We start from the raw sequence: 18,894 nt of genomic DNA on the forward strand, positions 1-18,894 counted from the left end.
GAACGATCTTCGCACCGCGGGTACAGGCGCGTCCTTAGCGGGGCTCGCCGGGGGGCTGGGAGCGGATCGCGACCGGCGTGGACGATATCAACACAAGACGAGAATTATTACGATGAAAAAGCAGAAGACGATCGGGACGGCATCGAAGATGCTGCTTGCATGGGGGCTGCCGGCGCTCGCCGGCGTCTCGCTGACGGGCGTCGCGCACGCCGACGACGCGGCGCCCGCGCCGCTGACGGTCGCGCAGGCCGCGCCGGCCGCCGGCTCGGGCGCACCCGTTGCGCAGGCAACGACCCCGAACGCCATTGTCAATGCCGAGGCCACCCAGGCCGTCACGCCGCCCGACGAGCCGTCGGCGCAGTCGAAATCGAACGGCTTCATCGCCGACAGCCATCTCGACTTCCTGTTCCGCAACTATTCGGACATCCTCGACAACAAGGGCGGGCCGCATCGCCATGCGTGGGTCCAGGGCGTGATGGCGAACTTCGAGTCCGGCTATACGGCGGGCCTGATCGGCTTCGGCGTCGACGCATCGCTGTACGCGGGCCTGAAGCTCGACGGCGGCGCCGGCGCGGGCAACATGGTGCACGTGGCGAAGGGCGGCGGCGGGTCGAACCAGCTTGCATGGGCGTATCCGGGCATCTACGACGTGAAGGCGCGCATCTCGAACACGGTGGTCAAGTACGGTCTGCAGGCCGTCGACAACCCGTTCATGGAGCAGCACGACAACCGCGCGCTGCCGCCGACGTTCCTCGGTGCGACGATCGTCAGCAATGAATTCAAGAACGTGATGCTCGAGGCCGGCAGCTTCACGAAGACCGACGCACGCGGCCATACGACGCTCACCAACCTGACGACGCAATACGGCGGCACGCGCGTGAACCGCCTGACCTACGTCGGCGGCACGTGGGACTACTCGCCGAACGGCGAGGTCGCGCTGTACGCGAACCAGGCCGACGACGTGTGGCACCAGTACTACGCGTCGGTGAAGCACAGCATCGGCAGCCCGCAGACGATCAAGTGGACCGGCTTCGGCAACGTCTACTCGACGCACGACACGGGCGACGCGCTGCAGGGCAAGATCAACAACAACGCGTACAGCCTGTCGCTGGCCGCGCAGCACGGCCCGCACGAGCTGCTGGTCGGCTTCCAGCACGTGCTCGGCGACCAGTTCTTCGACTACCTGAACGAAACGAACGGCATCTTCCTGACCAACTCGATGGACGTCGACTACAACGCGCCGCACGAAAAATCGCTGCAGCTGCGTTACACGTTCTACGGCAAGGAAGCGGGCCTGCCCGGCTTCAAGGCGATGGTGTGGGGCGTGACCGGCTGGGGCGCGGACGGCAGCGCGGGCGCGGCGAACGACCCGAGCAAGTCGAGCATCTACTGGAGCAACGGCGCGCCGGTGCAGGGCCGTCACCACGAGTTCGGCTTCATCCCGTCGTACACGTTCCAGAGCGGCAAGCTGAAGAACACGAAGGTCACGTTCATCGCGATGTGGCACAACGGTTCGGCCCACTACTCGGACGCGACGAACACCGAGTACCGTCTGGTCGTGAACCTGCCGCTGCACGCGTTCTGACCGAAGGGGGCGCAAGGCCCCCTGTCTCGCACGGCCGGCCGGCGATCGATGCGATCAGGCCGGCTTGTGCCATCCCGCTACGGAATCGTTCGCGGCGGGCACCTCTTCCACGAGCGACGTTAGCTGGCGGCCCGTATCGCGCCACGCGTCGAGGCCGCCGCGCAATGCGAGCGCATCGGTGAAGCCTGCATCGAGCAGGCGCTTGGCCATCAGCGCGGCCGTCACTTCGTTCGGGCACGAACAATACACGACGAATTTTTGCGTGAGCGGATAGCGCGCGACGATGTCGCCGATCTGGCGCTCGTCGGCGAACTGCGCACCGGGAATCGTGAACGGGTCGAGCTTGCGGTGCTCGGGCGAGCGGACGTCGAGCACGACCGGCGCGGCGGCGTCGCGCAGCAGCATGTCGAGCTCGTCGACGCCGATCCGCGCGTTCGCGAGCTGGCGGATCAGCGCACGGCGGCGCATCCAGCGCACGGCCGCATAGACCGCGAGCAGCGCGACGATGACCAGCAGCACCGCGCGGCCGAGCTGGCTCGCGCCGGCGAACAGCCAGTCGATCTGCCGGTAGAACAGGAGGCCGGCGCCCAGCCCGACGATCGTCCACAGCGCGGCGCCGAGCGCGTCGTAGCCGGCGAACGTGCGGTAGCGCGTGCCGAGCGCGCCGGCCATCGGCACCGACACGAGCGACAACCCCGGAATGAAGCGCGCGACCGCGAGCACGCGCACGCCGTAGCGGCCGAAGAAGCGCTCGGTCTTTTTCACGCAGGTATCGCGCGACAGCGACAGCCGGCAGATCGTCTTCAGCGTCGTGCCGCCGTAACGCCGCCCGGCGACGTACCAGACCGTGTCGCCGACCAGCGCGCCGAGCACCGACAGCGCCACGACCGTCACGAGTTGCGAGCCGATCATGGCCGGATGCATCGCGGACATCGCGCCGAACAGCACGAGCGTCGGCATCGCGGGCACCGGCAGGCCGATGGCCGCCGCGAGCACGTTGGCGAACACGAGAAGCGGCCCGTACTGGGCGACGAGGTCACGGAGCATGACGGCTGGCCGAAAAGGAAACGCGTGGGCAGGAAAGGCGGATGGGCCGATTATCGGCCTTTTTCAACGCAGCGGCGGGAATGATGCAAAGCGCCTCACGGCGGCAGGGGAATGTGGGTGAGCCGGCGCGTTGCACGCGGCTCACCGTCCGGAATCAGGAGGGCGTACGGGCGAGCGACGCGGCGCCGTGGTTTTCGCCGGGCAGCTCGGCGCCGTGCGAGCGGATCGCCGCGATCAGTTCGGCCGGGGTGATCTCGTAGCGAACCTCGCGGTGGATGCCGGGCTTGCGTTCGTCGACCTCGATCAGCAGCACGCTCTTGCCGTCGCCGGTCGCTTCGAGCCGGAGCGAGCGCAGTTCGCGGCCGTCGGCCGCGTCGTGTTCGGTGAGCAGGGTCATTGCCCCGGATGAGCCGGTAGTGCGCATCGAACCTATCCTCGTATCGTATCGTGTCGTGGATGCCGGAGCGGCAAGGATGTCTTTGTTGAATACGGCTTGACGCAGTTTAACGCGAACGGGCCGCGACACGGGGCATTTTCGTGGGCCGGAAATGAGGGCTACACCACCGATCCTTCTGATGTTTGAGCCGCGCCGGGCGGGCGTCTGCGCCGGATCGGCCCCGGCCGGAACCGGTACTCGAACGGCGTTCGCGGCCGCCCCGGCGCGGGCGGCGCGCGCCGCGCCGCGCGTCGCCGCGGTGGCGTCAGAAGCGGTCGGCGAGCCCCATTGCCGGGTCGCTGACCGAGTGGCGGCCGGTTTCGACGCGCCCGGCCACGCGGCGCGAGAAGCTCGCGTCGCTGTCGGCGGTGACGATGAAGTCGTACCAGTAGCCGGTCGAATCGAGCTTCCAGTGCAGCTCGGACTGATCGCCGGCGCGCACCGTGACGGTCCACGTGGTGCCGGTGCCATGGCCGTTGCCCTGACCGTGACCGTTTTCGTCGCCGTGGCCATGACCATGGTCGGCGCTTGCGCCGCGGCCGGACAGCGGCCCGTAGACCTGGTTCGACTTCACCGTGAAGCGCACCGTGCCGCCGCCGTCGTTGCGCAGCCGCAGGTGGAGATTGCCGCTCGCGCCCGCATAGCCGACGCGCACTTCCGGGTGCGGCGCGCGCGCCCCGGCCAGGCGGCTCAGATCGCCGGTGAAGCGGCGGTGATAGCCGTTCGGGCCGAGCACCCACAGGTCATATTTACCGCCGTCGTCCGCGCGCGCGGCCCAGTCGCCATGCAGCGTCTTGCCCGGCTCGACGACGTAGCGCCGCGGCAGCCGGTCGAGGTGCAGCTTGTCGTAGACGTGAAACACGGCGGCCGCGCGGCCGGTGTTCGCGAACTTCAGCGTGACCGTGCCGGCGGCGGCATCGGCGCGCGCGCTCGCGTGCAGCTCGTACGGCAACGCGCGCGACGGGCGCACGCCGGTCGCCTGCGCGGGTAGCGCGGGCGTGGCGGGCGGCACGATCTTCGGCGCGGTTTGCTGCGCGGTGCTCAGCGCGTCGGCCTGGCTTTTCGTCGTGCGGCCCGCGAGCGTCGGCAGCGGCTCGTCGTTCGGCGTGCGGAAGTTGAACGCGCTCGTCAGGTCGCCGCACACCGCGCGGCGGTACGCGCTGATCTGCGGCTCCGCGACGCCGAAGCGCTTCTCGAGGAAGCGCAGCGTCGACGTATGGTCGAACACCTGCGAGTTGACCCAGCCGCCGCGGCTCCACGGCGACACGATCCACATCGGCACGCGCGGGCCCGGGCCGTACGGACGGCCGTCGCTGGCCGGCTGGCTCGACGTGGCCGGCGTGAAGTCGTGGTACTCGACCGCGACGTCGGCGGCCGACAGCGTATGGCCGCCCGCGAGCGTGCCGTCGGTATTGCGCGACGGCACGGCCGGCGACGGCATGTGGTCGAAGAAGCCGTCGTTCTCGTCGTAGTTGACCAGCAGCACGGTCTTGCTCCAGACCTCCGGGTTCGCCGTCAGCGCATCGAGCACGGCCTGCACGTACCAGCCGCCCTGCGCGGGGCTCGACGGCCCCGGGTGCTCGCTGTACGCGGACGGCGGGATGATCCACGACACTTCCGGCAGCTTGCCGTCGCGGATGTCGTCCCGCAACGTTTCGAGAAAGCCGTATGGCATCGTGTTGCCGAACCCCTTCGCGAGCGGGCTCAGCGGATCGTCGATCGCCGGATCGTAGAACGCGCCGGCCGCCGTCACCGGCTGCGTGATGTCGGTCGACGCGACGTACGTGGGCCGGCGCGCGGCCGGCATCTGCTCGATCGCCGCGCGCCAGTGGCGGAAGCTCATCATCTCGTTGCAGCCGAAGTTGTCGATCAGGCTCTGGTAGACCTTCCAGCTCACGCCGGCCTGTTGCAGCCGGTCGGCGTACGTCGTCCAGGTCCAGCCCTGGCTCGACGGGCCGATGTCGTTGCCGCCGTTGAACTGGTTGTTCAGCGCGGCGATCTTCACGCGGCTGCCGTCGGCCGGGCTGATGCCGTTCGGGCCGTTGGTGCCGCTCCAGTAGAACAGGCGGTTCGCGATCGTGCCCGTGTGCATTCCGCAGTGGTAGTGGTCGCACAGCGTGAACGCATCGGCGAGCGCGCGCTGGAACGGCACTTCGGCCGCGTCGTAATAGCCCATCGACAGCGGCGTCTTCGCGTCGGGCCAGTGGTTCATCCGGCCGTGATCCCACGCGGCCTGCGAATCGGCCCACGTGTGCGGCGTGCCGCCCGCGCGCTGCGCGTTGCCCTGGCGCGCGTCGAGGTGATACGGCGTCACGGTCGCGGCGGGCGTCACCTTCGTGTACGACTGGTAGAACACGTCGCGACCGTTCGGCGACGGCACCGCGAAGCGGTCGCCATAGCCGCGCACGCCCTTGAACGTGCCGAAGTAGCTGTCGAACGCGCGGTTCTCCATCATCAGCAGCACGACGTGCTTCACGTCCTGGATGGTTCCCGTTTCGTGGAAGGCGGGAATGGCGAGCGCGCGGCGAATGCTCGGCGGAAACGCGGACAGCGCGGCGGCGGCGAGGCCGGAACCGGCGGTCTGCTGAAGGAATTTGCGGCGTGACGTCATGGCGTTCGGATCCTGTGAAGGTGGGAGCGTTCGTGAGTTCGTCTGGCGGTGCCCGGGTGTCGTCCCGCCACGGGACGGTCCGCGATGCATGCGCGTTCGGGGCGTCGGCCGCGTGTCGCGGCGGTGCGCGCATCGCGGCCGGCGCGGCGCTCAGTCTAGGGAGGCCGCATGACGTCGACGTGATGAAGAAATGACATCGCATGTCGCGAAAGCGACGTTGCATGCACAACGATTCGTTCGAGCGCTTTGCGAGCTTGAAAACGGTAATAAATTACCGATCGCCGAGGGGCGGCCGGTCAGAATTTTCCGGATTCCGCGCGCGCGGCGCGAAGGCGTTTCGTTGCGGATGCAACCTGACGGACACGGCGTGACCCCGTGTTTCAAATGCGTGAAATCGGCTAAGCTCGATGCATTGCCGCGCGCGTGCGCGGTCCGCGCCATCGGCGCGACTTTTCGGACCCGGCCCACCCATGACCGATATCAGGATCCGGCACAGCGAGACGCACGACGTCGACGCGATCCGGCAGATCGCCGCGCACCCCGCGGTGTACATGAATACGTTGCTGCAGCCGTTTCCGTCGCTCGAAAAATGGCAGAAGCGGCTCGACGACATACGCGCGCACGGCGTGCGCCTCGTCGCCGAAATCGACGGCACGGTGGTCGGCCATCTCGGCCTGCGTCCCGAGCCGAATCCCCGCAGGCGGCACGCGGCGGCGCTCGGCATGATGGTCGACGCGGCCCGTCACGGGCATGGCATCGGCGGCCGGCTGCTCGCGGCCGCGATCGATCTCGCGGAGAACTGGCTGAACATCACGCGCGTCGAGCTGACCGTGTTCACCGACAACCGCGCGGCGATCGCGCTCTACGAGAAACACGGTTTCCGCATCGAGGGCGAATCGCCGGATTACGCATTGCGCGACGGCGTGCATGCGTCCGTGTATCACATGGCCCGGATCAGGGCGCGGCAATGAAGGGCCGGCCGTCGCGGACGTGACGGCACGCGCGGCCGTGCAGCCGCGCTGCCGCGCGTCATATTCAATCGAGAATTCGTTCGTTTTCCTTCGGCTGTATCCGTCGTATCGTCGAAAGATTTGCCGGCCGATTCGGCCGGCTTCGCTTCTCCGTATCGATGCCTGCGCGGCGCGGCATGTCGGCCGACTTCATCGTCATCGCTTCACGGCCCTCGTTGCCTGCGCGGCATCGCCCTGAAACCGTCTTTTTCAACGGAATCCGCTTCGATGAAAACCGTTCTCCGCAATCTCACCGCCGCCTGCCTGTTCGCCGCCGCCGGTGCGGCGCTTGCCGCTGCCACGCCCGCGGCCGCGCCGGCGGCGAGCGCATCGCCCGACGGTGCGCATCTGCCGCCCGGCATCGCGTGGCAACACGGCGACGTCGATGCCGCATTCGCGCTCGCGAAGCGCGAGGGCAAGCCGCTGCTGCTGTACTGGGGCGCGGTATGGTGCCCGTCGTGCAACCAGGTGAAGTCGACGATCTTCAGCCAGCAGGCATTCAAGACGCGCTCGTCGTTCTTCGTGCCCGTGTATCTCGACGGCGATACCGAAAGCGCGCAGAAGCTCGGCGAGCGTTTCAAGGTGCACGGCTATCCGACGATGATCCTGTTCCGTCCCGACGGCACCGAAGTGACGCGGCTGCCGGGCGAAGCCGATCTCGACCGCTACATGCAGGCGCTGTCGCTCGGGATGACGGCCGCGCATCCGGTGCGGCAGACGTTGGCCACGGCGCTGAAGAACGGCGCGTCGCTGACGCCGGACGAATGGCGCCTGCTGGCCGACTATTCGTGGGATACCGACGGTGCGCTGCCGGTGCCGGCCGATCGTGTCGCCGAGACGCTGCAGTCGCTCGCGCAACGCGCACGGGCGGCCGGCGCGAAAGCCGAATCGGCGCGCTTCGCATTGAAGTCGGCGGTGGTCGCCGCGTCGGACGACCCGACGCAGGCCGGTGCGCTCGACAAGGCTGCGCTGGCCGATTCGCTGCGCACGGTGCTGCACGATGCCGCGCTGTCGCGCGCCGATTCGGACGTGCTGGTCGCGGCGCCCGCGCGCGTGGTCGCGTATCTCGGCGGCGACGACGCGCAGCGCACCAAGTTGCGCGGCGCATACGACGCGGCGCTGGCGCGCCTGTCGACCGACACCACGCTATCGTCGATCGACCGGCTGATGGCGCTGCACGGCCGCGTGCTGCTCGCGCGCGGTGGCGCGCGCAGCGGCACGGCGCCCGCCGCACCGGCGGCGCTGGCCGACACCGCACGCAAGCAGATCGCCGCGTCGGTGCAGGGCGCGGCGAACGCGTACGAGCGGCAGGCGCTCGTCAGCGAAGGCGCGGACACGCTGACCGACGCCGGCCTGTACGACGAATCGGATGCGTTGCTGAAGGCCGAGCTGCCGCGTTCGTCCACGCCGTACTACTTCATGTCGGGGCTGGCCGCGAACGCGAAGGCGCGCGGCGACAAGGCGGCCGCGCTCGACTGGTATCGCAAGGCGTACGACGCGGCGAGCGGGCCGGCGACGAAGCTGCGCTGGGGCGCGACTTACTTTGCGAATGCGGTGGAACTGGCGCCGAACGATTCGGCGCGCATCGAAGGGATTGCGGCCAGCGTGCTCGCGCAGGCCGACAAGACCCGGGACGCGTTCTACGGCGCGAACCTGCGCGCGCTGACCAAGGTCGTCACGCAGTTGAACCGTTGGCGCGGCAGCGGCGCGCACGATGCGTCGGTCAGATCGGTCGTCAAGCAGTTCGACGGCGTGTGCGGGAAGTTGCCGGCGGGCGATCCGCAGGCAGCGGCGTGCGCGAAGCTGATCCAGCCCGTGAAGGCGTAACGGCGCGTCGACGGATCGTCGAGCGGGCGGGGCGAACGATTACCGGCCCGACTCCGACGATGCGCCGCGGTCGCTGCCGTATCCGGCGTCGTGCTCGCGGGCAATTTTTGCTTCGGCCGATACGATGCTGGCCGGATAGAACCAGTCGCTCGACTGGAAGCCGGCCTGCTTGAGCGCCTTGACTTCGGCGTGGACCTGCGCGCGCGTGAGCGGCTGGTTCGACTGGGCCTGTGCGGCGAACGGGGCCGAGACGGCCAGGGCGATGGCAACGGCTTGGAACAGGCGCTTCATGATCGGGACCTCCGCGATTCCGGTAATTCGCGGCGCTTCGTTCGTCGAAGCGCCGCGCGACGTTGGAACCAGTGTAGGCCGCGGCGGGCCCGGGAAAAATGCGATCGCGCCCAACGCAGTGTTTTGCTGCGGGTAACAATGGGCGCGTAAGGGGCGAGGTCGTGCAATGGCCCCGGGTAGCCGCCACGCGTGTGCAGGCGCGGCGGCGTGAATTTGACCTGATTCGGCGGGCAGGGAAATGAAGTCGGACCGGATGCGCATTCCGGAATTGATTCCGGCGCGCATGCGGTCCGATCTTGAAAGACGGGAAGGCGGGGCACGAAGCGCCGCCCTGATGCCAACGCTTACACGAGCCCCGTCGCGTAGTACACGGCGATCACGAAGAACACGGCGAGCGTCTTGATGACGGTGACCGCGAAGATGTCGCGATACGACTCGCGGTGCGTGAGGCCCGTGACCGCGAGCAGCGTGATGACCGCGCCGTTGTGCGGCAGCGTGTCCATGCCGCCGCTCGCCATCGCGACGACCCGGTGCAGCACGTCCATCGGGATGTTGGCGGCCTGCGCGCCCTTGATGAACAAGTCCGACATCGCGGCGAGCGCGATGCTCATGCCGCCCGACGCCGAGCCCGTGATGCCGGCGAGCGAGCTGACCGACACGGCTGCGTTGACGAGCGGGTTCGGGATGCTCTTCAGCGCATCGCTGACGACGAGGAAGCCCGGCAGCGCGGCGATCACGCCGCCGAAGCCGTATTCCGACGCGGTGTTCATCGCGGCGAGCAGCGCGCCGGCGACGGCGGCCTTCGAGCCGGCCGCGAAGCGGTCGCTGACGCGCTTGAATGCCGTCAGCACCACCAGCACGATACCCAGCAGCAGCGCGGCCTCGACCGACCAGATCGCGACGACGGTCTTGATCGACGTCGTGACCGGCGCGTGCACGCCCGGCAGCACTTCCGGCGCGACCGTGTACGACGCGGCGCCGTACCACTGCGGGATCAGCTTCGTGAACGCGAAGTTCGACACGCCGACGAGGATCAGCGGCAGGATCGCCAGCGCGGGGTGCGGCAGCGCCTTCGCCTCGACGCGTTCCGGTTCGTTGACGAGCGACGTGCCGTAGCCTTCGCCCTTCGCCATTGCCGAACGGCGCCGCCATTCGAGATACGCGAGGCCGACGACGATGATGAACAGCGAGCCGATCGTGCCGAGCGCGGGCGCGGCCCAGGCGGTCGTCTTGAAGAACGTGGTCGGGATGATGTTCTGGATCTGCGGCGTGCCGGGCAGCGAATCCATCGTGAACGAGAACGCGCCGAGGGCGATCGCGCCGGGCATCAGCCGTTTCGGGATGTTGCTCTGGCGATAGAGTTCGGCCGCGAACGGATAGACCGCGAACACCACGACGAACAGCGAGACGCCGCCATAGGTGAGCAGCGCGCACACCGCGACGATCACCGCATTCGCGCGCGAGCGGCCGATGTAGCGGATCGCCGCGTGCACGATCGACTCGGAGAACCCGGACAGCTCGATCACCTTGCCGAACACGGCGCCGAGCATGAAGACCGGGAAATACAGTTTGACGAAGCCGACCATCTTCTCCATGAAGATGCCCGAGAAAACGGGTGCGACGGCGGCGGGTTCGGTCAGGAGCACCGCGCCGAGCGCGGCGATCGGCGCGAACAGGATCACGCTGTAGCCGCGATACGCGGCGAACATCAGGAACGCCAGCGCGGCGAGGACGATCACGAAAGACAAGGGAGTCTCCTAAAAGCTTGGAATGGCTTTGGTTGTTGTTCGATCGCGCGGTGCACCGCGGACCAACTCGGGTTGGTGCAGGTTTCGTGCCATCGGGCGCATTGCGCCGCCGGACATGGGCCCGCCGACGGCCGGCGGGCCCGCGCCGGCGTAAGTCTGACGATTCTACATAAAACGTCTCCATCGGGAGACGTTTCGGCCATCCGGCCGACCCTCGAAATCATGCAGGGCTTTCCCGGACAACGCATTGCGGGGTGTCTCCAGAGTGAGATAATCCGTCTCGTTCCAGAGACAATCTGGCCGACGATACATGGAGACGACGACACGATGATGAACGACTGGGCCCGCCTGCCCGTCAACTACGGCGACGTGCTGCGGCGCGCCGCCGAGTCGCTGTTCCGGACTTTCGAGGATTCGAGTGCGGGCACGGTGGTCGTCGATCGCGAGGCGCGCGTCGTGTGGATGAACGAGCGTTACGCCGCACGCTTCGGTTTCGCCGATCCGCAGCAGGCCGTCGGCCTCGACTGCGAGGCCGTGATTCCGAACAGCCTGATGCGCGAGGTCGTGTCGACCGGGCAGCCGATCCTGCTCGACATCATGGAGACGGGCCGCGAGCCGCTCGTCGTCACGCGCCTGCCGTTGAAGAACGAGGCCGGCGAGACGGTGGGCGCGATCGGCTTCGCGCTGTTCGACCAGTTGAAGACGCTCACGCCAATTTTTTCCCGCTACGCGCAGCTTCAGCAGCAATTGATCGCGACGCAGCGCTCGCTCGCGCAGGCGCGCCGCGCGAAATACACGTTCGCGAGCTTCGTCGGCACGAGCGCCGCGAGCCTCGAGACCAAGCGCCAGGCGCGTCGCGCGGCGCAAGTCGATTCGCCGGTGCTGCTGCTCGGCGAGACGGGCACCGGCAAGGAACTGCTCGCCCACGCGATTCACGCGGCGTCGGCGCGTGCGCTCCAGCCGCTCGTGACCGTCAACGTCGCGGCGATTCCCGACACGCTGCTCGAAACCGAATTCTTCGGTGCGGCGCCCGGCGCGTACACCGGCGCCGATCGCAAGGGGCGCGTCGGCAAGTTCGAGCTGGCCGATCGCGGCACGCTCTTTCTCGACGAGATCGGCGACATGCCGCTGCCGTTGCAGGGCAAGCTGCTGCGCGTGCTGCAGGACAAGGAGTTCGAGCCGGTCGGCTCGAACCGGATCGTGCGGGCGGACGTGCGCATCATCGCCGCCACGTCGGCCGACCTGCCGGCGCTCGTGGCAGCCGGGCGTTTTCGCGCGGATCTCTATTACCGGCTGAACGTGCTGACGATCCATGCGCCGCCGCTGCGCGAACGCGCATCCGACATCGCGGCGCTCGTCTATGCGACGCTCGAGGAACTGGCGGCCCAGCACGGGCGCGCCGCGCACTGCGAGCTGACCGACGATGCATTGCGGATGCTGTGCGCGTATCCGTGGCCGGGCAACGTGCGCGAGTTGCGCAATACGCTCGAACGCGCGCTGATGCTGTCGGACCGTTCGGTGATCGATGCGCGCGCGCTCGCGCCGTTTCTCGGGCCGGTGCGCATCTCGCCGGACGCTGCGGCGCCGGCGCAGCGGATTGCCGCGGTGCCGGCCGAGCAGCGCGCGGGCGACGCGTTGACGACATCCGGTGCGCCGGCCGCTTCGTATGCCGATGCACTGGCGGCGTGGGAGCGCCAGTTCCTGACCGATGCGCTGGCGGCTTGTGACGGGAAGGTCGTTGAAGCGGCCGCGCGCATCGGCATCGGCCGCGCGACGCTGTACAAGAAACTGGCGGCGCTCGGTATCGCCCGGTAAGCCGATCGGCGACGCCGATGCGGCCCGATGTAACGCATCGAACAGGAGTCACGATGAAGCAGATCGGCATCGCGGGGTGGCTGACCATGTTGCTGGCGGGCGCCGCACTCGCGCAGGCCGGCAACACCGACACGCCCGACGCGCCCGACGCGCCCGACGCGCGGCGCAACTGGTACAACGATCCGTTCGTCGCGCTGTCGCGGGACGTGGCCGAATGCCCGTTGCCGCTCGGCCCGTGGATGACGCGCGCGGAGATGACGGACGATGCGCACTACCGCGCCGAACGCGGTACGACCTGCTGGCTCGCCCATCGCTGCACGAAGCCGAACTCGTACATGTATGACGCGTCGATCGCCGATGCGGCGAAGGCGCACTTTGCCGGCTCCGATCGTCTGCGCGGCACGAGCCTGTGGATCACCGTGCAGCGACGTTTCATCTACGTCGAAGGATGCGCGGATACGGCATTCGATCGCCAGGCGCTGCAGCGCGAATTCGAGGCGCTTCCGGACGTCGAGCAGGTTTTCATTCGCATCACCGACGATCCGCGCAAGCGCTTGCCGTACAAGGCGCGCAGGCAACCCGACCGCACGCCGGACTGACGGCCGAACGGCTGCCCATGGCATACTCGCGACATTCAAAAAAAGGTTGACGGGAACAACAATGAAACACATGCTTGCGTCGGTCTGTCGGTGGCCTCGGGCGGCCGTGATGCTGGTTCTGGTTGCCGGGCTCGGCGGGTGCGGTGGCGGTGCTCCGCTGTTCACTTCGGACGGGCGTCCGACCACGCAGGTGCAATGCACCGGCAGCGACTGGAGCAATTGCACGGACAATGCCCGGGCCATGTGCAACGGAGATTTCGACGTGATCCAGCAATCGACGGATGACGCCGTGCGAAATCTTCTCTTCGCATGCAAGAAGAAAAGCGGTTATTGATCCCGAAATGACCGGCTGAGGAGACCACGATCGGGCGAAGCGCTTTTCTGTTTGCTTGAGTCACTTGTTTTTCACGAATAACACTCACGGAGTCCCATCCATATGGCGACCTACAGGCAATTGACCGCGCAGCTCGAACGGCTTCAGCAAAAGATCGACAAGGAACGTGAAAAGGCGATCGCCGACGCGATCGCGACGATCCGCGCGAAAATCGACGAATACGACATCACGCCGGAAGAGCTCGGTTTTCGCCCGGCAGGAGCGGCGGCCGCCGCTGCCGCCGCGAAGCCCAGGCGCACCTTGCCGCCGAAGTACCTGAACCCGAAGACGGGCGAAACCTGGAGTGGCCGCGGGCGGGCGCCGGCATGGCTCGGCAAGAATCGCGGACGTTTCCTGATCAAGGACTGACTCCCGAAAATCCTCACCTTTCGCGTGTCGACCGACGGTGCGAATGGCCATGAGGCCTTCGCACCGTTTTGTTTTTGCGCACGCGTCATGCGATTTTCGCCGACGGATTGAAGTGCAACGCCGCGCAATTAACGGATACCGTTTTGCGAATTTGCCGCGATCCGACTGCATATCGCGGGGAATTTCCGTAAACAACCGCGTAATGGCGCAGCGCACGCGCATTGGCATTGGCCATTTTCGCGGTGCATGCATGACGCGGATTTTCATCACCGTTCGCGTGGTGGCGCGGTATGTCGTGCGATTCCCGAAGATACTCACCATGGCTCCTGTAAATCCTCACCTTTGAGAAAGCGGCTGCAGCGTCGTGCCGCGTTGCGTGCATCGTGCGAGCGGCGCTGCGATGCCGGGCCGCATGTGGTGCAGGCCCATGGTGCGGGCGTTGACGTCCGTCGAATAGTCGGCCGTTCGGCATATAGGCAGTCGCGGGCGCTTCGCCTATGCTTGGAGTTCGCGTCGATCGGCGCATGGCCTGCCCGGCCGCATGCCGATCGTGTCGTCTTTCGTCACCGCAGGGAGCCGATGTGACCGTTCGCCATCTCGATGCGTTGTTCCAGCCCAGGTCCGTTGCGGTCGTCGGCGCGTCATCGCGCGCGGGCAGTATCGGCGCGATGGTGTGGTCGCGCGTGCTCGACGGCGCGTTCCAGGGGCCCGTGTGGCCGGTCAACCCGAAATATCGCGAGCTGGACGGGCATGCAGTCGTCTCCGATGTCGACCGGTTGCCCGCGCCGCCGTCGGTTGCCGTGATCTGCACACCGCCCGCGACCTGGGCCGGCATCGTGCGCAAGCTCGGCGAGCTCGGCACGCGCGTCGCGGTGATCGTCGGCGAGGCGCGCACCGATGCTGATCGCGCCGCGGTCGATCGTACGCTGAAGGCGGCGAAGCCGTTCGTGCTCCGTATCGTCGGGCCCGGCAGCCTGGGCGTGTTGTCGCCCGCGCGGCATGCGCATTTCGGCGCGCCTGCGTATACGGCGCGATCGGGCGGCGTCGCGTGGGTGTCGCAATCGAATGCGTTGACGAACGCGGTGCTTGGCTGGGCCGATGCGCGCGGCCTCGGCTTTTCGCATGTCGTCGCGCTTGGCAGCGAATCCGACGTCGATGCGGGCGACGTACTCGACTATCTGGCAAGCGACCCCGGCACGCGCGCGATCCTGCTCGAACTCGATACCGTGCGCGCGGCGCGCAAGTTCATGTCGGCCGCGCGCGCGGCCGCACGCAACAAGCCGGTGCTCGCGTTGCGCACCGGCCGGGCCGACCCCGGCGACGCGCTGTACACGGCGGCGTTCCAGCGCGCGGGCATGGTGCGCGTCGATGCGCTCGACGATCTGCTCGACGAAATCGAGACGCTCGGCGTTGGCCGTGTCACCGCGCGTGGGGCGGCGACGCTCGTGACGAGCGACGCGGGCGTGGCGAAACTCGCGGTCGATGCGGTGGCCGAGGTGCGCGACGTACTGACAAACTGGTCGCCCGCGGCAACGTCGGCCGTCGCGGCCGCGCTGCCGCATCTCGCGGCACCCGGCAACCCGCTCACGTTGGGCGACGATGCGCGCCCCGAGCATTTTGCCGAGGCGATCAAGGCGCTCGCCCCGTTTCCGCAGACGGGCACGCTGTTCGTCGTTCATTCGACTTCGCACAGCGCGCCGGCCGATCGGGTCGCGCGCACGCTGATCGACTCGCGGCAATACGCGCATCGCGGCATCCTCGCGTGTTTCTTCGGCGCGGTCGACGCAGCGACGCGCGACGCGCTGCACGCGAACGGCATTCCGGTGCATACGACGCCGCAGCGGCTTGCCCGCGCGTATGCGCGTCTCGTCGACTACAACCTCGGGCGCCAGTTGCTGATGCAGACGCCGGAGGGCACGCCGCTGCAGCCGGCCGAGTGCGTGGCATCGGCCCAGGCCGATGCGCGCCGCATGGTCGAAGCCGGCCAGCATGAACTGGCCGGCGAAGCCGCGCTGGCCTGGCTGTCCCGTTTCGGTCTGCAGGGCGAGCAGCCCGACGAGCCGGCCGGCAAGAAAATCGTCGATATCACGGTCGACATGTACGACGATTCGAACTTCGGTCCGGTGTTTCGCTATGCCGTGCCGCCGGCCGATGGCGTATCGGCGCCGTTCGTCGTCTACGGCCTGCCGCCGCTGAACACCGTGCTCGCCCGCGCGGTGATGGAGCGCTCGCCGTATGCGCGCAGCACGCCCGTCGAACCGACGCTCGACGCGCTGACGGCCCTGTCGCAGGCCGTTTGCGACGTGCGTGAAGTCGTGGCGATGTCGGTCACGCTGCGCGTGCTGTCCGACCGCGCATGGGTGATCGCGCCGCGCATCACGCTGGCTTCGGGGCGCAGCCGGCTCGCGATCATGCCGTATCCGCGGCACCTCGAGCAGACGCTCGAGTGGCACGGCGAGACGGTGACGATCCGCCCGATCCGTCCGGAGGACGAAGCCGCGCACAACGAACTGCTCGGTGCGATGACGCCGGAAGATCTGCGGATGCGTTTCTTCGGCGCGGTGCGCAGCTTCGATCATTCGCAGGTGGCGCGCATGACGCAGATCGACTACGACCGCGAGATGGCTTTCATCGTGTCGTTTACCGATGTGTCCGGGCGCGACCACACGCTCGCGGTGGTGCGCGCGGTGGCCGATCCCGACAACGAGACGGCGGAGTTCGCGATCGCGGTGCGGCCCGACCAGAAGGGCAAGGGGCTCGGCCGGCTGATGATGACCCGCATCATCGACTACGCACGCTCGCGCGGCACCGCCTGGATGGTCGGCGAGGCGCTGCGCGAGAATTCGGCGATGATTTCGCTCGCGAAATCGTGCGGTTTCGAGGTGTCGACGACGGAGGAGCCCGGTGTCGTGGGTTTCAGGATGAAGTTGCAGCCGTAGGCGTCAGTCCGCGCCCCGACGCTGAAGGGTGAGCGCATGGCGTCGAGGCAGCAATGTCTTGCTATGCCGGAATTTCGATCAGGAATGCAAAGAAGTCGAAAAATCATCCCGGATGAAGCGCTTGCCAACGTGTCGAGCCTGTCGATCGCGGCGATATCGCGAGGCACGGATGAGGTCGGGAGATGCGTGACAGCGTGCTGCGATATTCGTCTTGCGCCGCCGTTTCAAGCGATGTGCTCGCAAATATTCGCGGCCATATGCCGGCCTCGCGGATTCAAAGCCATCACGAAGGTGAGACAGGTGAGATTTTTCGGGAGCAGTGAGGGAGCTTTTCCGGGACAGCGTGGTGAGCCGATACGGGAGCATTCGGTGAGCTTTCCCGGGAACGGCCGGTGAGCACCTGCGGGAGGTGCTGGTGAGCCTTTCCGGGACGCCTCGGTGAGCACGTGCGGGAGCAATCGGTGAGGACGTTCGGGAGACGTCAGTCGGCGTCTCCGCGCGCCTTGGGTGAGGTTTTCCGGGAGGCGGTGGTGAGCGCTTGCGGGATGTCGAGGTGAGCTTTTTCGGGAGCATGCGAATGCACGGCTCCCGCGGGCGCGGCGCCGGCCGATGCCGGCGTCATGCGCGGGTGCAGGCACGCAGGAAGCGTGCCCGTGATGACATTCACGCGGTGAGTTTCGACGCCGCGTCGTTCACCTGATCGCGCGAAATCGCGAGTTCCTCGAGGTGCGGATCGGCATAGACGGCGCCGGTTTCGCGCTCGAGGCGGGCGATCGTCAGCGCACAGCGCGCGGTGTCTTTCGGCATCGCGATGAAGCGCTTGACCGATTCGCCGGACGTGAACGCATCGAAGAGTGCGCCGCGCACGTCGTCCGGAAGCGTCTTGGTCCACTGGTACGGCTTGCCGTTGAACGTGATCGACGGCGGCAGCGTGCGTTCCTTCTTGGTCGCCGTGATGAGCCCGTACGTACGGGCCGCGTCGCCGATCTGCTCGGGCGAGAAGAGTTCGTCAGGCGTGATGTCGAACTGCTCGATGTAGTTCTCGATCGCCTGCATCGCGGCGGCGCGATCGTCGCGCTTCTTCTGTGCGCGCGCGACGATATCGCGCAGCTCGTCCGCTTCCTCGGGCGTGATCGTGAAGCTTGCCTGCTTCTGCTGAAGTTCGGAGAAACGCTGGAATTCTTGATCGTTCAGAAGTTTGGCCATGACATCCATCGGACACGACGGCCGCGACAACCGGCCGCCGTAGTTTTTGAGAGGGCCGCTATTCTAGCGTAGCGCCGCGGGCGCCCGATGCGACATCGCGCATCGGCCACCGCACGGGCGTCGCGCGCAACCGGAGCCGGCGCCGCTTCGCGTTGCCCGGTGCGCGTGGCCGGCTATCCCGCGCGTCAGCAGGTCTCGGTGCGGCACATCGACAGATGGGCGGCCGTGTCGCGCAGTGCGCCGACGACCACGTCGACGGACGGCGCCATGTGCGCATCGATCCGGCGCATGTACGGGCAGGTCAGCACCGCGATTGCATGGCCGGCCGGCCCGAGGATCGGCACGGTCAGGTCGGTCACGCCGTACGCCTGGCGGCTGTCCTGGCGCAGATAGCCGGACTGCCGGATCGACTGGCACGCAGTCGCGAGCTCCTGTTCGTTCAGCGGCGCCTCGCCCTTGACCTTGCGGTGCTCGGCCAGCATGTGCGCGCGTTGCTCGGCGCCCTGGAACGCCAGCATCATGCGCCCCGACGCCGTATCGGCGAGCCCGACGCGCGAGCCGAGCCGGACCGACACGCCCCACGGCCCGGGCCCGTCCACCTGGGCGATCACGAGCAGGTTGCCGCGATCGTAGACGGACAGGTGGCACGACTGCTCCGCGGCATCGGCGAAGCGCTGCATCGGCGGCAGCGCCTCGGCGATCAGCCGGTTCATCGGCGGATGCCGGTGTGCAAGCGCGAACAGCTTGAGGCTGAGCGTGTAGCGATCGCCGCCGGTCGAACGCATCACGTAGCGGCGCGCGACGAGGCGTTCGAGCATCCGGTAGATTTCGCTCGCGTTACGGCCGAGCTCCTTCGTGATTTCGGTGCGGGTGAGTCCTTCCTTCTGCTCGGACAGGAGTTCGAGAATGTCGAGGCCCTTGTCGAGCGCGGGGGCGCGATAGCGTTCGATAGCGGCCATCGATTCCCGTGCGTCGCAGCCGGGAAGCGGGTCGTTGGTTGTCTGCATTGTCGGTGTGAGGTTGGGGGATTACTCGATC

Annotated in this window: 15 protein-coding genes; 8 read left to right on the forward strand and 7 right to left on the reverse strand. The window is 67.6% G+C overall.

Annotation, left to right across the window (positions count from 1 at the left end; translation table 11 throughout):
* Positions 1–112 precede the first annotated feature (112 nt).
* Positions 113–1,585, forward strand: a complete 1,473-nt coding sequence (locus QZM15_RS10090; protein ID WP_124658197.1) for an OprD family porin — start codon at positions 113–115, stop codon at positions 1,583–1,585.
* A 54-nt stretch (positions 1,586–1,639) separates the two neighbouring features.
* Here QZM15_RS10090 and QZM15_RS10095 read toward each other — a convergent pair whose 3' ends face one another.
* From QZM15_RS10095 to QZM15_RS10105, 3 genes are all read right to left on the reverse strand, one after another.
* Positions 1,640–2,632, reverse strand: coding sequence for a DedA family protein/thiosulfate sulfurtransferase GlpE (locus tag QZM15_RS10095; protein ID WP_099318050.1), 993 nt, complete (start codon positions 2,630–2,632; stop codon positions 1,640–1,642).
* A 154-nt stretch (positions 2,633–2,786) separates the two neighbouring features.
* Positions 2,787–3,056 carry a hypothetical protein gene (locus tag QZM15_RS10100; RefSeq protein ID WP_059581751.1) on the reverse strand — a complete coding sequence of 90 codons (270 nt, stop codon included), beginning with the start codon at positions 3,054–3,056 and terminating at the stop codon, positions 2,787–2,789.
* 277 nt (positions 3,057–3,333) lie between these two features.
* Positions 3,334–5,679, reverse strand: a complete 2,346-nt coding sequence (locus QZM15_RS10105) for a phosphocholine-specific phospholipase C (protein WP_302106302.1) — start codon at positions 5,677–5,679, stop codon at positions 3,334–3,336.
* 470 nt (positions 5,680–6,149) lie between these two features.
* Here QZM15_RS10105 and QZM15_RS10110 point away from each other — a divergent pair, with 470 nt between their 5' ends.
* The gene (locus QZM15_RS10110; RefSeq protein ID WP_124658199.1) at positions 6,150–6,650 is read left to right on the forward strand and encodes a GNAT family N-acetyltransferase; all 501 of its coding nucleotides are present in this window, start codon (positions 6,150–6,152) and stop codon (positions 6,648–6,650) included.
* 267 nt (positions 6,651–6,917) lie between these two features.
* A complete protein-coding gene (locus tag QZM15_RS10115; RefSeq protein WP_302106303.1) occupies positions 6,918–8,516 on the forward strand; it encodes a thioredoxin family protein in 1,599 nt (532 codons plus the stop codon).
* A 39-nt stretch (positions 8,517–8,555) separates the two neighbouring features.
* Here QZM15_RS10115 and QZM15_RS10120 read toward each other — a convergent pair whose 3' ends face one another.
* The gene (locus QZM15_RS10120) at positions 8,556–8,807 is read right to left on the reverse strand and encodes a DUF4148 domain-containing protein (protein WP_059582185.1); all 252 of its coding nucleotides are present in this window, start codon (positions 8,805–8,807) and stop codon (positions 8,556–8,558) included.
* A 344-nt stretch (positions 8,808–9,151) separates the two neighbouring features.
* Positions 9,152–10,555, reverse strand: a complete 1,404-nt coding sequence (locus QZM15_RS10125; RefSeq protein ID WP_059581760.1) for a GntP family permease — start codon at positions 10,553–10,555, stop codon at positions 9,152–9,154.
* 327 nt (positions 10,556–10,882) lie between these two features.
* On the opposite strand from QZM15_RS10125, the gene QZM15_RS10130 reads away from it, so the two are divergent.
* From QZM15_RS10130 to QZM15_RS10150, 5 genes are all read left to right on the forward strand, one after another.
* Positions 10,883–12,370 (forward strand): sigma-54-dependent Fis family transcriptional regulator, encoded by a 1,488-nt coding sequence (locus tag QZM15_RS10130; RefSeq protein ID WP_060317857.1) that lies wholly within the window; start codon positions 10,883–10,885, stop codon positions 12,368–12,370.
* A gap of 53 nt (positions 12,371–12,423) precedes the next feature.
* Complete coding sequence (locus tag QZM15_RS10135; RefSeq protein WP_302106304.1) at positions 12,424–12,969, forward strand: BON domain-containing protein; 546 nt, start codon at positions 12,424–12,426, stop codon at positions 12,967–12,969.
* 61 nt (positions 12,970–13,030) lie between these two features.
* Entirely contained in the window at positions 13,031–13,303 is a 273-nt protein-coding gene (locus tag QZM15_RS10140) for a hypothetical protein (protein WP_059608900.1), read from the forward strand.
* A 102-nt stretch (positions 13,304–13,405) separates the two neighbouring features.
* On the forward strand, positions 13,406–13,711 hold the full coding sequence (locus QZM15_RS10145; RefSeq protein ID WP_059581767.1) for an H-NS family nucleoid-associated regulatory protein: 306 nt from the start codon (positions 13,406–13,408) through the stop codon (positions 13,709–13,711).
* A gap of 581 nt (positions 13,712–14,292) precedes the next feature.
* Positions 14,293–16,650 carry a GNAT family N-acetyltransferase gene (locus tag QZM15_RS10150; RefSeq protein WP_302106305.1) on the forward strand — a complete coding sequence of 786 codons (2,358 nt, stop codon included), beginning with the start codon at positions 14,293–14,295 and terminating at the stop codon, positions 16,648–16,650.
* Between the two features lie 663 nt (positions 16,651–17,313).
* Here the strand turns inward: QZM15_RS10150 and QZM15_RS10155 are convergent.
* Together QZM15_RS10155 and QZM15_RS10160 are read right to left on the reverse strand one after the other, a co-directional pair.
* A complete protein-coding gene (locus QZM15_RS10155) occupies positions 17,314–17,865 on the reverse strand; it encodes a hypothetical protein (protein WP_059581772.1) in 552 nt (183 codons plus the stop codon).
* Positions 17,866–18,041: 176 nt separating this feature from the next.
* Positions 18,042–18,863: an IclR family transcriptional regulator gene (locus QZM15_RS10160; protein WP_059581775.1), complete on the reverse strand. Its 822-nt coding sequence runs from the start codon at positions 18,861–18,863 to the stop codon at positions 18,042–18,044.
* Positions 18,864–18,894: the final 31 nt, after the last annotated feature.

Origin of the sequence: Burkholderia sp. AU44665 (assembly GCF_030504405.1) — a bacterium.
In the GTDB taxonomy this organism is placed as follows: Bacteria; Pseudomonadota; Gammaproteobacteria; order Burkholderiales; family Burkholderiaceae; genus Burkholderia; species Burkholderia semiarida.

Coding starts and splice junctions, on each gene's coding strand:
- QZM15_RS10155 (WP_059581772.1), bottom strand. CDS start 17,865: ATGGATGTCATGGCCAAACTTCTGAACGATCAAGAATTCCAGCGTTTC.
- QZM15_RS10160 (WP_059581775.1), bottom strand. CDS start 18,863: ATGCAGACAACCAACGACCCGCTTCCCGGCTGCGACGCACGGGAATCG.
- QZM15_RS10095 (WP_099318050.1), bottom strand. CDS start 2,632: ATGCTCCGTGACCTCGTCGCCCAGTACGGGCCGCTTCTCGTGTTCGCC.
- QZM15_RS10110 (WP_124658199.1), top strand. CDS start 6,150: ATGACCGATATCAGGATCCGGCACAGCGAGACGCACGACGTCGACGCG.
- QZM15_RS10140 (WP_059608900.1), top strand. CDS start 13,031: ATGAAACACATGCTTGCGTCGGTCTGTCGGTGGCCTCGGGCGGCCGTG.
- QZM15_RS10145 (WP_059581767.1), top strand. CDS start 13,406: ATGGCGACCTACAGGCAATTGACCGCGCAGCTCGAACGGCTTCAGCAA.
- QZM15_RS10135 (WP_302106304.1), top strand. CDS start 12,424: ATGAAGCAGATCGGCATCGCGGGGTGGCTGACCATGTTGCTGGCGGGC.
- QZM15_RS10115 (WP_302106303.1), top strand. CDS start 6,918: ATGAAAACCGTTCTCCGCAATCTCACCGCCGCCTGCCTGTTCGCCGCC.
- QZM15_RS10105 (WP_302106302.1), bottom strand. CDS start 5,679: ATGACGTCACGCCGCAAATTCCTTCAGCAGACCGCCGGTTCCGGCCTC.
- QZM15_RS10130 (WP_060317857.1), top strand. CDS start 10,883: ATGATGAACGACTGGGCCCGCCTGCCCGTCAACTACGGCGACGTGCTG.
- QZM15_RS10120 (WP_059582185.1), bottom strand. CDS start 8,807: ATGAAGCGCCTGTTCCAAGCCGTTGCCATCGCCCTGGCCGTCTCGGCC.
- QZM15_RS10090 (WP_124658197.1), top strand. CDS start 113: ATGAAAAAGCAGAAGACGATCGGGACGGCATCGAAGATGCTGCTTGCA.
- QZM15_RS10100 (WP_059581751.1), bottom strand. CDS start 3,056: ATGCGCACTACCGGCTCATCCGGGGCAATGACCCTGCTCACCGAACAC.